The 15073-nt window shown below is 62.2% G+C and carries 17 protein-coding genes; 9 read left to right on the top strand and 8 right to left on the bottom strand.

All coding sequences use genetic code 11. The features are described 5' to 3' along the window. Positions 1 to 22 precede the first annotated feature (22 nt). Complete coding sequence (locus AB7813_RS26140; RefSeq protein WP_089261793.1) at positions 23 to 274, bottom strand: accessory factor UbiK family protein; 252 nt, start codon at positions 272 to 274, stop codon at positions 23 to 25. Positions 275 to 450: 176 nt separating this feature from the next. Between AB7813_RS26140 and lgt the strand changes: the two genes are divergently transcribed. The 5 genes from lgt to AB7813_RS26115 all read left to right on the top strand — a co-directional run bounded on the left by lgt (position 451) and on the right by AB7813_RS26115 (position 5119). After that, on the top strand, positions 451 to 1302 hold the full coding sequence (gene lgt / locus AB7813_RS26135; protein ID WP_439062937.1) for a prolipoprotein diacylglyceryl transferase: 852 nt from the start codon (positions 451 to 453) through the stop codon (positions 1300 to 1302). Between the two features lies 1 nt (position 1303). After that, a complete protein-coding gene (locus AB7813_RS26130; protein WP_441228759.1) occupies positions 1304 to 2428 on the top strand; it encodes a class I SAM-dependent methyltransferase in 1125 nt (374 codons plus the stop codon). Beyond that, the gene (pgeF, locus tag AB7813_RS26125) at positions 2425 to 3192 is read left to right on the top strand and encodes a peptidoglycan editing factor PgeF (protein ID WP_441228758.1); all 768 of its coding nucleotides are present in this window, start codon (positions 2425 to 2427) and stop codon (positions 3190 to 3192) included. The genes AB7813_RS26130 and pgeF overlap by 4 nt, the downstream gene beginning before the upstream one ends. Before the next feature lie 198 nt (positions 3193 to 3390). Continuing rightward, the gene (locus tag AB7813_RS26120; protein ID WP_093759333.1) at positions 3391 to 3999 is read left to right on the top strand and encodes a hypothetical protein; all 609 of its coding nucleotides are present in this window, start codon (positions 3391 to 3393) and stop codon (positions 3997 to 3999) included. 166 nt (positions 4000 to 4165) lie between these two features. Next, positions 4166 to 5119 carry a ribose-phosphate pyrophosphokinase gene (locus AB7813_RS26115; RefSeq protein ID WP_089263589.1) on the top strand — a complete coding sequence of 318 codons (954 nt, stop codon included), beginning with the start codon at positions 4166 to 4168 and terminating at the stop codon, positions 5117 to 5119. An 11-nt stretch (positions 5120 to 5130) separates the two neighbouring features. Here the strand turns inward: AB7813_RS26115 and AB7813_RS26110 are convergent, their stop codons facing one another. Then, positions 5131 to 5643 (bottom strand): 6,7-dimethyl-8-ribityllumazine synthase, encoded by a 513-nt coding sequence (locus AB7813_RS26110; protein WP_184513806.1) that lies wholly within the window; start codon positions 5641 to 5643, stop codon positions 5131 to 5133. Between the two features lie 421 nt (positions 5644 to 6064). Here AB7813_RS26110 and AB7813_RS26105 point away from each other — a divergent pair, with 421 nt between their 5' ends. The 3 genes from AB7813_RS26105 (at position 6065) to proC (ending at position 7897) form a co-directional block, all read left to right on the top strand. Beyond that, entirely contained in the window at positions 6065 to 6565 is a 501-nt protein-coding gene (locus tag AB7813_RS26105; RefSeq protein WP_231081197.1) for a YbjN domain-containing protein, read from the top strand. Continuing rightward, positions 6562 to 6993 (top strand): GNAT family N-acetyltransferase, encoded by a 432-nt coding sequence (locus tag AB7813_RS26100; protein ID WP_231077936.1) that lies wholly within the window; start codon positions 6562 to 6564, stop codon positions 6991 to 6993. The genes AB7813_RS26105 and AB7813_RS26100 overlap by 4 nt, the downstream gene beginning before the upstream one ends. A 70-nt stretch (positions 6994 to 7063) precedes the next feature. Next, entirely contained in the window at positions 7064 to 7897 is an 834-nt protein-coding gene (gene proC / locus AB7813_RS26095; protein ID WP_441228757.1) for a pyrroline-5-carboxylate reductase, read from the top strand. On the opposite strand, the gene AB7813_RS26090 is transcribed toward proC, so the two are convergent. From AB7813_RS26090 to AB7813_RS26080, 3 genes are read right to left on the bottom strand one after another with little or no spacing between them, the layout of a single operon-like run. Further along, positions 7898 to 9286, bottom strand: a complete 1389-nt coding sequence (locus AB7813_RS26090) for an ATP-binding protein (RefSeq protein ID WP_309947243.1) — start codon at positions 9284 to 9286, stop codon at positions 7898 to 7900. 18 nt (positions 9287 to 9304) lie between these two features. Further along, the gene (locus AB7813_RS26085) at positions 9305 to 10030 is read right to left on the bottom strand and encodes a response regulator (protein WP_089261813.1); all 726 of its coding nucleotides are present in this window, start codon (positions 10028 to 10030) and stop codon (positions 9305 to 9307) included. Beyond that, positions 10027 to 10593, bottom strand: a complete 567-nt coding sequence (locus AB7813_RS26080) for a MarR family winged helix-turn-helix transcriptional regulator (protein WP_068731153.1) — start codon at positions 10591 to 10593, stop codon at positions 10027 to 10029. Before AB7813_RS26080 ends, AB7813_RS26085 begins: the two co-directional genes overlap by 4 nt. A 237-nt stretch (positions 10594 to 10830) precedes the next feature. Here AB7813_RS26080 and AB7813_RS26075 point away from each other — a divergent pair, with 237 nt between their 5' ends. Further along, entirely contained in the window at positions 10831 to 11943 is a 1113-nt protein-coding gene (locus AB7813_RS26075; protein ID WP_441228756.1) for a branched-chain amino acid aminotransferase, read from the top strand. A gap of 62 nt (positions 11944 to 12005) precedes the next feature. Here AB7813_RS26075 and AB7813_RS26070 read toward each other — a convergent pair whose 3' ends face one another. The 3 genes from AB7813_RS26070 to AB7813_RS26060 all read right to left on the bottom strand — a co-directional run bounded on the left by AB7813_RS26070 (position 12006) and on the right by AB7813_RS26060 (position 15068). Beyond that, entirely contained in the window at positions 12006 to 13403 is a 1398-nt protein-coding gene (locus AB7813_RS26070) for an MATE family efflux transporter (RefSeq protein WP_441228755.1), read from the bottom strand. 145 nt (positions 13404 to 13548) lie between these two features. Further along, positions 13549 to 14586, bottom strand: a complete 1038-nt coding sequence (gene prmB / locus AB7813_RS26065) for a 50S ribosomal protein L3 N(5)-glutamine methyltransferase (RefSeq protein WP_441228754.1) — start codon at positions 14584 to 14586, stop codon at positions 13549 to 13551. Next, positions 14586 to 15068, bottom strand: coding sequence for a molybdenum cofactor biosynthesis protein MoaE (locus AB7813_RS26060; RefSeq protein WP_441228753.1), 483 nt, complete (start codon positions 15066 to 15068; stop codon positions 14586 to 14588). The genes prmB and AB7813_RS26060 overlap by 1 nt, the downstream gene beginning before the upstream one ends. Positions 15069 to 15073 lie beyond the last annotated feature (5 nt).

Genomic DNA, 15073 nt, shown 5'->3' with positions numbered 1-15073 from the left:
AGGCCACCGGCAGGGCTTCCGCTCAGCCGCCGAGCTTGGCTTCCAGCGCTGCGATCCGGGCCTTCAGCGCCTCGTTCTCCTCGCGGGCGAGCCGGGCCATGTCCTTGACCGCCTCGAACTCCTCACGCTTCACGATATCGAGGTCGCGCAGGATCTTCTCAGCCTGGTTGCGCACAACCGTATCGACCTCGCGCTTGACGCCCTGGGCCGCGCCGGCGGCATCGTTCATCAGGCGGCCGATCTCGTCGAAGAACCGATTGTTGGTCTGGGTCATGGCAAGAACTCCGGTCGGATGAACAAACACGCGGGATTAAGTTGTAGATCGACAATGGCGATCCCGGCCGCGCAGTTCAAGTATCGCCTGCTTTTGGCGTTCACAACTGCAGAAGTCCCTTAATTCGTCACATGCCAATGCTTTACTGGCGCCATCGGGAGCCGTAAGCCCACCACATGCCATTCCTGACCATCGCCTTCCCCGTTTTCGATCCGGTCGCCATCGCGCTCGGCCCCATCGTCATTCGCTGGTACGCGCTGGCCTATATCGGCGGCATCGTGCTCGGCTGGATCTATGCCCGCGCGCTGATCAAGAGCACGAAACTGTGGGGCGGGCCCTCACCGATCTCCCTGCTGGATTTCGACGACTTCATCCTCTGGGTGACCATCGGCATCATTGTCGGCGGCCGCACCGGCTATGTGCTGTTCTACAATCTCGATTTCTTCATTGCCCACCCCGCCGAGATCTTCGAGCTATGGAAGGGCGGCATGTCGTTCCATGGCGGTTTCATGGGCTGCGTCTTTGCCGTGCTTCTGTTCTGCTGGAAGCGTGGCCTGTCGGTCCTGTCGCTCGGCGACATCACCTGCGCGGTCGGCCCGATCGGCCTCTTGCTCGGGCGCCTCGCCAATTTCATCAACAGTGAATTGTGGGGCCGCCACGCCGACGCCAGCGTGCCCTGGGCGATGGTGTTTCCCAATGGCGGGCCGCTACCGCGCCATCCCAGCCAGCTCTATGAAGCCGGGCTCGAGGGCATCGTACTGTTTCTGATTCTGGCCCTGATGATCCGGGCCGGTGCGTTGAAGCGGCCTGGCCTGATCCTCGGCGCCTTCATCTTTTTTTATGCGCTGGCGCGTATTACGGGAGAATTCTTCCGCGAGCCGGACCCACAACTCGGATTTCTGTGGGGTGGGCTCACCATGGGCATGCTGCTCTCCGTGCCGATGATATTTGTGGGACTCGTTTTGATGGTGCGCGCCTGGCGAAAGCCGCAGGCATCGCTCGAATTGAGCCCAGGCAAGAAGGCCTGATGTGACCGACCAATCGCTGCTGCAGGATGAAATCAAGCGCCTGATCAAGTCCACCGGACCGATGCCGGTGTGGCGCTACATGCAGCTGTGCCTCACCCATCCGCAACACGGCTACTACATTTCCCGCGATCCGCTCGGTCGCGAGGGTGACTTCACCACGTCGCCCGAAGTCAGCCAGATGTTCGGCGAGCTGCTCGGCCTGTGGTCGGCTTCGGTCTGGCGCGCGATCGGCGCGCCGCCCTTCGTGCACCTGATCGAACTGGGCCCCGGCCGCGGCACCATGATGGCCGACGCGCTCCGCGCCCTACGCGTGCTGCCGCCGCTGTATCAGGCGCTCAACGTGCATCTGGTCGAAATCAATCCGGTGCTGCGCGAGAAGCAGAAGGCAACGCTGTCCGGCACCCGCAACATCACCTGGCACGACAGTATCGAAACCGTCCCCGCGGGTCCGTCGATCATCCTTGCCAATGAATATTTCGACGTCCTGCCGATCCATCAGGCCGTGAAGCGCGAAGGCGGCTGGCACGAGCGCATGGTGGATATCGACAGCAACGGCCAGCTGATGTTCAGTGCGTCAACCGATCCGCTACCGCGCTTCGACGTGCTGCTGCCACCACTGGTGCGCGCAGCCCCTGTCGGCGCGGTGTTCGAATGGCGCCCCGATACCGAGATGATGAAGATCGCCAGCCGCGTGCGCGACGAAGGAGGCGCGGCTCTGATCATCGATTACGGCCATGTCCGTAGCGATGCCGGCGACACCCTGCAGGCTATCGCACAGCATAGCTATGCTGATCCGCTGAAGAATCCCGGCATGGCCGACATCACCGCGCATGTGGATTTCCAGGCGCTCGGCCGCGCGGCGGAGGATGTCGGCGCACGCGTGCACGGGCCGGTGACGCAGGGCGAATTCCTCAAGCGCCTCGGCATCGAGACGCGCGCACTGACCTTGATGGCCAAGGCCACGCCGGAAGTTTCCGAAACCGTCTCGGGCGCACTGAAACGCCTAATCGACAGTGGTCGCGGCGGCATGGGCTCGATGTTCAAGGTGGTCGGCATCTCCGATCCCAATATCGACACGCTGGTGGCGCTGAGCGACGACACCGGCATCGAGGCCCAGACATCATGACTTTCACATCGCCTTTGCTGTCAGCCATTCCCGGCCTGCGCCACGCGTTCTTCACGCGCGACGGCGGCGTCTCCGAAGGCATCTATGCCGGCCTCAATGGCGGGCTCGGATCGAACGACGATCCCGCGCATGTGGCGGAGAACCGCAGGCGCATGGCGGCGGAGATGGGCGTCGATCCCCTGCACTTCCTCACCGCCTATCAGGTCCATTCGCCCGATGTCGCCGTCGCCACGGCACCGTGGAATGGAGATTCACGGCCGCGCGTCGATGCCATGGTGACGAAGGTCGAGGGCCTGGCGCTCGGCGTCACGACGGCCGATTGCGGACCGGTGCTGTTTGCCGATCCCAAGGCCCGCGTCATCGGTGCCGCCCATGCCGGCTGGAAGGGCGCCTTCACCGGCGTGCTCGAGGCCACCATCGCGGAGATGGAAAAACTCGGCGCGGATCGTTCCGACATTGTGGTCGCGATTGGTCCGCTGATCCGCCAGCCAAGCTATGAGGTCGGGGCCGAATTCGTCGAGCGTTTCACGCAGGCCGATGCCGGTTTTGCGCGGTTCTTCATTCCCTCGACCCGCGCCGGTCATGCCATGTTCGATCTCGGCGGCTCCATCCGGATGCGGCTGGAGCGCGCCGGCATTGCCATTATCGATGACACCGGTATCGACACCTATCCCGACAAGAACCTGTTCAGCTATCGCCGGTCGGTGCATCGGAAAGAGCCAGATTACGGACGCCAGATCCACGCCATCGTGCTTGAGCGGTAACTCGCGCGTTGACGCGCCGTTATCCTTAACGCGGCCGAACTGCCTCAAACTGAACGCGAATTGTCGGAGAGCGGTGACCGTTTCGGTCACCCTGGAAAGACCTGTGGCCGCGCTGCCCTAGACCTTAACGCATTTTAACGATATCGCTCGACCTGTCCGGCGCCGCTTGCGGCAAACGGACGGAAGTCGGGACGCCCTATGCGATTTTCTGCCCTTACGACCGATCGAGCCAGACCGCGGCTAATCCAGGCCGCGCTGTCGCTGACCGTAGCGTTTGGGCTTGCCGGCTGCGCCAATGTCCCCAATTCCGGCGGCGCCATGAATGCGCAGGCCAGCCTTTCCACCGCCTCCGGCCCGACGATCGCGTTCGAATCCATCGACGGGCCGCCGCCGCAGGTCTTCGACCGCATGGTCAACCTTCTGGATAGTGAAGCGCGCCTGCGCAACCTTGCGGTTGTATCGCGCAAGGACAGCGCGGCTTTTCGGGTCCGCAGCTACCTCTCGGCCCAGGTTCGCGGCGGCCAGACCTCGATCGCCTGGGTGTGGGATGTCTATGACCGCGACCAGAACCGTGCTCTGCGCCTGAGCGGCGAGGAACAGGCCGGCAAAGGCGGCCGCGACGCCTGGGCTACCGCCGACGACCTTGTCTTGCGGCGGATCGCGCAAGCGGGGCTCACCGGCCTCAATGGCATGATCAACGGCACCACGCCCGGCGAGCAGCCGCCTGCGCCAAGTGGCAACGGACCCGCCATCGCCAGTACCGATGAATTGCCCGTGCAGGCCACCGCATTTGCCGAGACGCGCTGACTTCAGTTCACGTTAAGCAGAGGCCCGTTTTTACGCAGGAAAACAGCGGCCCACGGGTTGCCAGCGGACGGCCGACCTTGATATCACCTCGCTCAGCTAGACGAGTTCTTGTGGGTAATCCGATATGCTGAACGTTGTATCCACCAAGCCGCGGGGAGACGCGTCGATGTCGGCCAAGAACGGTTCGATCAAACTGGTCGCCGGTAATTCCAATCCTGTCCTCGCGCAGGAAATTGCGACCTCGCTGAATATCCCGCTGACCAAGGCCAGCGTCCGGCGCTTCGCCGATATGGAAATCTTCGTCGAGATCCAGGAAAACGTCCGCGGCTCCGACGTCTTCATTCTTCAATCCACGTCGTTCCCGACCAACGACCATCTGATGGAATTACTGATTATCACCGATGCGCTGCGCCGCGCTTCCGCGCGCCGCATCACCGCGGTGATCCCCTATTTCGGCTATGCTCGCCAGGACCGCAAGGCCGGTGGCCGCACCCCGATCTCGGCCAAGCTGGTCGCCAACATGATCACCCATGCCGGCGCCGACCGCGTCATGACGCTCGACCTGCATGCCGGCCAGATCCAGGGCTTCTTCGATATCCCGACCGACAACCTCTATGCCGCGCCGTTGATGGTGCGCGACATCAAGGAGAAGTTCGATCTCGCCAATGTGATGGTGGTTTCGCCCGACGTCGGCGGCGTCGCCCGTGCCCGCGGCCTTGCCAAACGCATCAACGCGCCGCTCGCCATCGTCGACAAACGCCGCGAACGCCCCGGTGAATCCGAAGTGATGAACGTGATCGGCGACGTCGCCGGCTACACCTGCATCCTGATCGACGACATCGTCGACTCCGGCGGCACGCTGGTGAACGCCGCCGATGCGCTACTCAAATACGGTGCCAAGGACGTCTCCGCCTATCTCACCCATGGCGTCTTGAGCGGCGGCGCCGCCGCGCGCATCGCCAATTCCAAGCTCAAGGAATTGGTGATCACGGACTCGATCCAGCCCACGGAAGCCGTGAGCAAGTCACCGAACATCCGCGTGCTCTCGGTTGCCTCGCTGATCGCCGAAGCGATCGGCCGCACCGCATCGGAAGAGTCGGTATCGAGCCTGTTCGACTAAGGCTCGCGCCTCTACACGATCCCGGCCGCGACCTGACCGCGCAGACGCTCCAGACTGAGCAGCGTCTCGGCGCAGGCTGCCGCGACCTTGAGGCCGCTCTCCGCAAAGTGCTTGCGGAAAAATGCTGCCCGCTCTTCAGTCTCGTGAAAATCCTCCGGCGCCGTCACGGCCGAGAACACTGGGATCTCGGTGCGTAGCTGCACTTCCATCAGCGCACGGATGACCGTGTCAGCCACGAAGCCGCGGGTGCCGCTGTCGATCACGAGGCCGGCCGCGACGATGGCCGTGTAGCGCCGCGTCTTGGCAAGAACCTGCACATGCAGGGGGATCTCGAACGAGCCGGGCACTTCAAACAGATCGACCTGCGACGAGCTGATATGGCGCACCTCGATCTCACTGAGAAACGACTCCCAACAGGGCGCAACAATGTCGCGATGCCAGGATGACTGCACGAAGGCGACGCGCTGCGGCTTGGCGAAGCGCGGATGCTGGACTGCGGATGACTCGGAGGTGGTGTCGTTCATGGCCTGATACTTTCGTTACGGCCAAACTATGCCGAAACCGGACCAGCCCAGCAAGGCCGTCCACAGGCTGTATCGGGGCCCAACAGGACTCCTGCGAGGCCGGGAAAGCTTGCGGGCCGCACGAAGAATCAATAGTTACCACCCCAACCGGACTCGCGGCGCGCGAGGGCGCACCGCACAGACTCGCAATCCGGGAATCCGATTCCGGTTTGTTCTCATTGCGGCGAGATGACCTGTGGATGAGGGCCGGTTTGTCTGTGGATGGATTCGTGGTGCCGTTGCGCGGATTCAGCAAATCACATCACTTCAAACTCGCAAGGTCTGGACGAATAGAACTTGCAGCCTGCAGCGACGCTCCGACATTTTCGCGTACCGGCCAGCTGTTTGCATCATCACATTTCAAGAGCAAGGTCGCGACGGCATGTCACTTCTCGAAGGTACTATCGATTCACGGCTCAACCCGCTCGCCGTTGTCGAGGATATTGCCGCCGATCATAACTGGGCGTTCGAGCGCTCCGGCGAAGACGAAGTCACAATTGTTTCCAAAGGTGACTGGATCGATTACCAGCTCTCCTTCACCTGGATGAACGAGATCGAGGCGCTGCATCTCGCGTGCGCCTTCGACATGAAGATTCCACCCGCACGCCGCGCCGAAGTGCAGCGCCTGATCGCCATGATCAACGAACAGATGTGGGTCGGTCATTTCGATATCTGGACTCACTCAGGCATGGTGATGTACCGACAGGCACTGGTGCTGCCCGATGGCCTCACCGCAACGACCGCGCAGTGCGAAGCCATGCTGGTCTCGGCAATTCATTCCTGCGAGCGCTACTATCCGGCGTTGCAGTTCGTGGTGTGGGCCGGCAAGACCGCAGCCGAAGCAATGTCTGCTGCGATGTTCGACACTGCCGGCGAAGCATGACCGACGCGCCGGTCATCAGCGTGCCGGATGCGCCCGGCGAAGCCGAACGGCTGGTGGTCGCAAATGCGTTGCTGGCCTACAATACCAAGACCGTCGGCCCCAACAATCACCAGCCGCTCTCGATCCTGATCCACGATCCCGCGACCGGCGAGCCGATCGGCGGCATCTGGGGCAAGACCGCGTTCAACTGGTGTTTCGTCGAGCTGTTCGTCGTGCCCGAACAATTTCGCGGCCAGGACATCGGCTCGAAAGTTCTCGCCAAGGCCGAAGAGATCGCGCGGGAACGCGGCTGCATCGGTCTGTGGCTCGATACCTACTGGTTTCAGGCCCGCAGCTTCTACGAGAAGCAGGGCTATGAGGTGTTCGGCGAAATCCCGGACTATCCGCGCGGCGGCCCGCGCTACTTCCTGAAAAAGAATCTCATCTAGACGGGTTCAGGCTGTGCAGCCCGCCCCGCAATGTTATGGTCCCGGTCGTTCTGACAGCCGGGATTTTGCGATGACCTCCACCACGACCTCACGCGCGCTCAACACCATCGACGGCCACATCGTGCTGGCCGGCGCCGGCAAGATGGGCGGCGCGATGCTGACGGGCTGGATCGCCGGCGGCCTCGACCCCAAACGCGCCATCGTGATCGATCCGCATGTCTCCGACGAGATCAAGGCGCTCGCGGCAAAGGGCGTCCGGCTCAATCCGGATGTGAAAGACATCGGCGCTGTCGCCGCGCTGGTTCTTGCCGTGAAGCCGCAGATGTTCGCGGAGGTCGGCCCGACCCTGCGCGCGATTGCCGGATCGTCCCTCGTGGTCTCGATCATGGCGGGCACAACCATCGCCGGCATCGCCAAGGCCTGCGGCGGCAAGGTGGTACGCGCGATGCCGAATACGCCGGCCGCCATCGGCCGCGGTATCACCGTGGCGGTTGCGGCGAGCGACGTATCGCCGGAGCAACGCGGCCTGACCGACGCACTGCTGCGCGCCACCGGATCGGTCGAATGGGTCGATGACGAAAGCCTGATCGATGCTGTGACGGCCGTCTCCGGCTCGGGGCCTGCCTATGTGTTCCTACTGGCCGAAGAAATGGCCCGCGCCGGCATCGCTGCAGGTCTTCCGCCTGAACTCGCGATGAAACTTGCACGTGAAACCGTATCCGGCTCAGGCGAATTGCTGCGCCAGTCCGATCTCGACGCGGCAACGCTGCGCAAGAATGTCACCTCGCCCGGCGGGACCACTGCAGCCGCGCTCAGCGTATTGATGGCCGATGATGGTTTCGAGCCGCTGCTGACTCGCGCGATTGCTGCGGCAACGGCGCGGTCGAAGGAACTGGCGAAGTAACTAGACGGGCACCCGCACCACCGCCCTCAATCCGCCCATCGGACTCTCGGCCAGCGTGATATCGCCGCCATGGGAGCGCGCTATATCGCGGGCGATGGCGAGGCCAAGACCCGTGCCGCCTTCGTCCTGATTGCGCGCGTCGTCGAGCCGCAGGAACGGTTTGAACACTTCCTCGCGCATGTCGGCGGGGATGCCGGGGCCGTCATCATCCACAGTCACCGTGAGATAGCGATGATCGCGGTGCCCGGTGATGGCGATATCGTTGGCGTGGCGCGCGGCGTTCGAAACGAGATTGCCGAGGCAACGCTTGAACGCGGCTGGCTTCACCGTGACGATCGGCAGGCCGTGGAACGTGACCGTCGCCTTATGGCCGTTGCGCTCGGCATCGCTGCGCAATTCTTCCAGCGCCGCAGCCATATCCGTCGGCTGCGCCTGCTCGCCGCTGTCGCCGCGCGCAAAGGCGAGATAAGCCTCGAGCATGCCCGACATCTCATCGATATCCTTGCGCATGCCATCGACTTCCGGACCGTCCTCGATCAGCGCCAGTTCGAGCTTGAAGCGCGTCAGGATCGTGCGCAGGTCATGCGAGACGCCGGCGAGCATGGCCGTGCGCTGCTCCATCGCGCGTTCGATACGCGCCTTCATCTCGATAAAGGCATTGGCGGCACGACGGACCTCGCGTGCGCCGCGCGGCCGAAAATTCGGCGCTTCGCGGCCTTTGCCGAAACTTTCGGCCGCGTCAGCGAGTTTGAGGATCGGGCGGATCTGGTTACGCAGGAACAGGATCGCGACGATCAGCAGGATCGAAGACGTCCCCACCATCCAGAACAGGAAGATTTCCGAATTCGATGCATAGGCCGCACTGCGCTGGGCGAAGATGCGCATCACCGCATCATCGAGCTGGATGCGGATTTCCACGAGATTGGAGCGACCAACGGTGTCGATCCAGAACGGCCGCGTGATCTGCCGACCGATCTGGACCGACAGCGCCTGATCGAGCAGCGAGAAGAACGGCTTCGGACCTGGCGGCGGCATGTCGCCGAGCGGCAGGAAATCCACCACGAGGCCAAGGCGCTGCTGTGCGATGGCTTTGATCTGCGTGCGGTCCTTATCCTGCGGATAAACCTTGTAGACGTCGATCAGTGTTGCGATGTCCTGTACCACGGCCTGCGACAGGCGGCGCGTCACCGTGTTCCAGTGTCGCTCCATGAACACGAAGGCGACCACCGACTGCAGCAGCACCATCGGCACAATCATGATCAGCAGCGTGCGGGCATAGAGCCCCGTGGGCATCACGCTCTTGAAGCGCCGGCCCATCAGACTGTGCGCCGCAGAAACTCGGCCCGCCGCAGTGCGGAGGATGGTGATGCCGGTGTCGAGTGTGGTCATCGTGCAAACTTCATCGAACTATGGCGACGCGACGAGGCGATAGCCGATGCCACGCACGGCCTGCAGGAAGAGCGGATTGGCCGGATCGGTCTCGATCTTGCGACGCAGGCGATTGATCTGCACGTCTACCGCACGCTCGTTCACGGTGCCACCGCCGCCGGTGAGTTCACCACGCGGCACGGTCTCGCCGGGCGCTGCGGCCAGCACGCGCAGCATGTCACGCTCGCGGTCGGTAAGATGGATGATCTCGTCGCCCTGGCGTAGTTCGCCACGCGCGAGGTGATACACATAAGGTCCGAACTGCAGCGATTCCGCGCGCTCGACCGGCACCGGCGCACTGCGCTTCAGGATGTTTGCGATGCGCAGCACCAGTTCGCGCGGCTCGAACGGCTTGGCCACATAGTCGTCGGCACCGATCTGCAATCCCTCGATCCGGCTTTCCGCCTCGTGCCGCGCCGTCAGCATGATGATCGGCACGGCCGAAGACGTCCGAATGAAGCGCGCGAGCTCAAAGCCGGTCTCGCCTGGCATCATTACATCGAGGATCAGGAGATCGAAATGCAGACCGAGCAATTTGGCGCGCGCTTCCTTGGCGCTCGGCGCCGTGGTGACGCGGTAGCCTTCGCCAGAGAGAAAGCGCGAGAGGAGATCGCGAATACGACGGTCGTCATCGACCAGCAGCAGATGCGGCGCATCGTCGGCCAATGGCACCGGCATTCGTTTGGCGGCCTGAGCTAACATCATGTCTTGTTTGTCCTGCCGTCAGTTTTGGCGGATGCCTGGCCCAAGATGACCTGCAGCACCTTGTCGGGATCATTGCGGTCGATCATCGCCGAGAGAAACCTGCCAATCGCTTCAACTTCGACCGGCGTAAAATCCTTGAGCGCGCGGTTGATGCGATCGGTCTGCAAACCCGCGAGCTGCGCAACGAGAGCTTCACCCTTGGCCGTGGCGAAAAGAAGCCGTTGCCGCCGATCGGCCTCGCCGGATTTCTGAACGATATACCCTTCATCGAGCAATTGCTTGAGGACACGGCCCAGCGACTGCTTTGTAATACGCAAGACATCGAGCAGATCGGCAACCTTCAGGCCGGGATAGCGATGCACAAAGTGTACGACCCGGTGATGGGCGCGCCCGAAACCGAACTGATCGAGCACATCGTCGGGATCGCCCACAAAGTCGCGATAGGCAAAGAACAACAGCTCGATGATGTCCCAGCGGGGCGGTTTCGCAGGATCGCCGCTGGACTGCCGCTGGATCGTCTCAAGCGATCGTGACGCCGCGTCCTTGGAATTTACGTCAACCATATTGACATATCTTGGGTTCAATCTTACAAAACTGACCATCGCGACGAAACATTAGAACTCTCGCCGCATGGCCCAATAGGGCCGATCTGAGAACCATACCGGACTTCGGCATGGCGCTAAAGCCTGTCCTGGGTCATCCACCGGGGCCGGAAACGCTTTTGCCGTGGGTCCGCTTGACGTAGAACAACATCGACGCTGCCGTCCCCAGGAGCTGCGCCGTAAGCAGGAGTGAGGTCCATGGGAGTTTCGTTCGATAAAATCGATGGCGCAGCTTTGCTGAAGTTCGACATTCAGCCCGCGGCGAACGCGGTGTCCGAGGCGGACCGCGCAGCAAAGCTCAGGGATCCGGGCTTCGGCCGGGTTTTCACCGACCACATGGCTCTGGTCCGCTACAACCAGAAGGACGGCTGGCATGGCGCGCGCATCGAATCCCGCGCGAATTTCCCGCTCGATCCCGCAGCAGCCGTCCTGCATTACGCCCAGGAGATTTTCGAAGGGCTCAAGGCCTATGTGCGTGAAGATGGCGGCGTGAATCTGTTCCGCCCCGATGCCAATGCAAGGCGCTTCCGGAATTCTGCCGATCGTATGGCCATGGCCCCGCTGCCCGAGCCCGTGTTTATCGATGCGATCGAGCAACTCGTGCGCATCGACCGCGCCTGGATTCCATCAGGCGAAGGCAGCCTCTACCTGCGCCCCTTCATGGTTGCGAGCGAGATCTTCCTCGGCGTGAAGCCCTCCGCGGAATACATTTTCGCTGTAATCGCCTCGCCGGTTGGCTCCTATTTCAAGGGCGGACCCGCCCCGGTGTCGATCTGGGTGTCGGAGAACTACACACGCGCCGCGATCGGCGGCACCGGCGCCGTCAAATGCGGTGGCAACTACGCCGCAAGCCTCCGTGCGCAGGCCGAGGCCATCAGTCACGGCTGCGATCAGGTCGTGTTCCTCGATGCGGTCGAGCGCCGTTACATCGAAGAACTTGGCGGCATGAACATTTTCTTCGTGTTCGAGGACGGCTCGCTGCTGACACCGCCACTCGGCACGATCCTGCCGGGCATCACGCGCGATTCGATCATCGCGCTGGCGAAGGACAAGGGCACGCAGGTGCGCGAAGAACCCTATACGCTCGACCAATGGCGTGCCGACGCTGCCAGCGGCAAGCTGAAGGAGGCTTTTGCCTGCGGCACGGCGGCGGTCATCTCGCCGATCGGCCAGGTGCGCTCTGCGAGCGGTGATTTTACCATCAATGGCGGCGCCGCAGGCCCCGTTGCGATGGGACTGCGCAAACAGTTGGTCGACATTCAGTACGGCCGCGCGCCAGACCAGCACAACTGGATCCGCAAGGTTCTGTAAGCGCAGGCGCTTCAAGGCGACAAATGCCGCAGCCTTTCGAGGCTGCGGCATTTTTATTTGGCTCAAATCGCCGGCACGAGCCCGAGTTGCTCGCGCCGGGTCCAACGCCAGAGCATGACCGGTGCAACGACCGCGAGACCCGCTGCCAGCCCAATCCAGATGCCGACGCCGCCGAAACCCAGCTTGAATGCGAACAGCAGGCTGAGGCCCATGCCGAAGCCCCAATAGCCTAATGCGGCAAAGATCATCGGCACCCGCGTATCCTGCAATCCGCGCAGCATCCCTGCTGCAACCGACTGCGCGCCGTCCGCAATCTGGAACACCGCCGCGCAAAACAGAAACGACATTGCCGTATCGATGACGACGGCATTGGCGGGATTGCCCAGATCGATGAAGGCGCCAATGAGGACCCGCGGCGCAGCCAGCAACAACATGCTCATCGACGCCATGAATGCCACCGCAAGGCCAAATGCAGTCCATCCTGCTCGCGTGATGCCATCGCGATCCACGGCGCCTTTGGCCAATCCAACGCGGACAGTTGCCGCCTGGCTCAGTCCCATTGGCACCATGAAGGAGATCGATGCGATCTGGATCGCAATCGCATGCGCCGCGATGGCCGCCGTTCCAAACTGCCCCATCAGGAACACCGCCGCATTAAAGACAGTAATTTCGAATGCGAGCGTCGCGCCGATCGGCAGACCGATGCGCCATAGCTTTGCGAGGCGTGGCCAATCGGTGCGCCACCAGTTGCCGAACAAATGATAACGCCGAAACTTCGGATGCCATCCGACGACGAGCGCAAAGACAGCGAACAGAAAGATGTTCGACAGCGTGGTCGCAAGGCCGGAACCGCGCAGACCCATCTCCGGAAATCCGAGATGGCCGAACACCAGACCCCAGTTTGCAGCAGCATTGAACAGAATGGTGACGCCCGTCACCACCAGTGCCCAGAGTGGGCGTTGCACGGCGGCAACGAATGAGCGCAGCACGATGAAGCCTAGCGCGGGTAGGAAGCCCCATTGCAGCATATGCACGAAGCTCTGGGCGTCGGCAGCCGCCTGCGCCTCCTGACCGAACAGCAACAGGATCGCTTCGGTATGCCAGAGGACGATCCATGCCGGCACCGAGACGATGAGCGCCGTCCACAAACCCTGCCGAAATGTCCGCCTGACATCGCGCACCGCATGCAGCTTGCGACCGATCGCTTCCGCCATCATCGGCGACGTCGCCGTAACGAGGCCGATGGCGAATATCAGAATGGCGAAATAGACATTCACGCCGAGCGCCGACGCAGCCAATGCCTCCGCGCTCACGCGGCCGAGTATGATCACATCAGTCGTGGTGAGTGCGATCTGCGCCAGATTGGTCAGGATCAGCGGCCAGCCAAGCGCAAGTGTCGCCCGCAATTCGGCGAGCCACAGATTGCGCGTTGGCGCTTTCTGATCGACAGCCAGCAGCATGACATCCTTCAGTCGATTTGAACGACACGACGGTGAGAGATGTCGCGTCAAAATCCGTCCGACAACGATGTCGGACATTCACACATCAAAATGCGCGTGAAGATGCCGTGATAAACGCTACGGGCGTGTTTGGCCAGATGCCGGACTAGCCGGCGCCGCGACCTTGCAGCGCAGCAGCGGACACCCAGAACACCTCGCCTTCGGAGTCTTCGGTGTCCAGCCAGATCAGCGGCAGATCGGGAAAGGCTTCATCGACATTGGCGCGGCCGCGACCGATTTCACACAACAAACCGCCATGTGGATTCAGATGATCGCCAGCCTGTTCAATGATCTTCCTGACGATGTCGAGCCCGTCATCGCCGCCATCGAAAGCCATGGCCGGTTCGGCCAGGCATTCATCCGGCAAATCCGCCATGCCCTGCGCATCGACGTAAGGCGGATTGGTGATGATGAGATCGTAACGGGTATCCCCGAGCGGTTCGAACAGATCGCCCTTGTAAAGCGTCAGCCGCTCGTCGAGCCCGTAATCGATGACATTGCGCATAGCGACGGCAAGCGCCGCAGGCGAGAGATCGACGGCATCGACCTGCGCGTTGGGGAATGACTGGCTGGCCAGGATCGCGATGCAGCCGGAGCCGGTGCAGAGGTCCAGCACGCTTTCAACGTCCATGGGATCGTCGATCAGCGAGCCGCCTTCACCGTCATCGCCGCTGAAATGAGAATCTAGCAATTCGCCGATGAAAGACCGCGGCACAATAGTGCGCTCGTCCACATAGAACGGCAGGCCGCGCATATAGATCTTGTTGAGCAGATAGGCCGCCGGTTTGCGCGTCGTCACACGGCGATGAATGATGTCGAGGATCTGTTTGCCTTCAGCCGCAGTTACCCGCGCCATGGCGAAACTCTCGAACTGGTCGGGATGCAGATGCAGGACTTCGCAGACGATGAAGGCGGCTTCGGCCACGGGATCGGTGGTGCCGTGCGCAAAAGAGAGCCGGGCCTCGATGAAACGGCTGGTGGCGTAGCGCACATAGTCGAGCAATGTCGCAAGCTCGCCCGCACCAACCTTCGGCAGAGTCGCCGTTGCGATCTTCTTCACGGAAGTCTTTGCCTTTGCAGAAGCCTTGCTCGCAGATTTCCTGACCACCTTCTTCGCGGTTGTCTTCACAGTCTTCTTTGCCATCAGTTTTTATCCCAGCGCGCCGCGGCGTCGTCATCGTCGGTCTTCGCAGCAATCCAGCTGCTGCCACCGGCGGTTTCCTCGCGCTTCCAGAACGGAGCATGCGCCTTGAGGTAATCCATCAGAAACTCGGCGGCCTGAAACGCCGCCTGGCGGTGGGCCGACGCGGTCAGCACCACCATGATATTCTCGCCGGGCAGGATGCGGCCGACACGGTGAACGATCGTCAATCCCGTGAGCGGCCAGCGGTTCATCGCCTCATCAGCATGACGCGCAATCTCTGCCTCGGCCATGCCGGGATAATGCTCCAGCGTCAGCGCCGTGTTTGCGTCGCAGCTGCCACTTAAGTTTTCTTGGCCGCCACGGCAGATACCACTGAACGTAACGACCGCGCCGATGTCCGTACGGCTTGCCGTCAGCGCCGCGATTTCGCTGGAAACGTCGAAATCGGCATCCTGGATGCGGATGGTCACGTTGGAGGTCATGAGAT

This window comes from Tardiphaga sp. 20_F10_N6_6 (assembly GCF_052076045.1).
Classification (GTDB): Bacteria; Pseudomonadota; Alphaproteobacteria; order Rhizobiales; family Xanthobacteraceae; genus Tardiphaga; species Tardiphaga robiniae.
The sequence above is the reverse complement of the archived record's forward strand: the minus strand, read 5'-3'. Positions and strand labels throughout refer to the sequence as shown.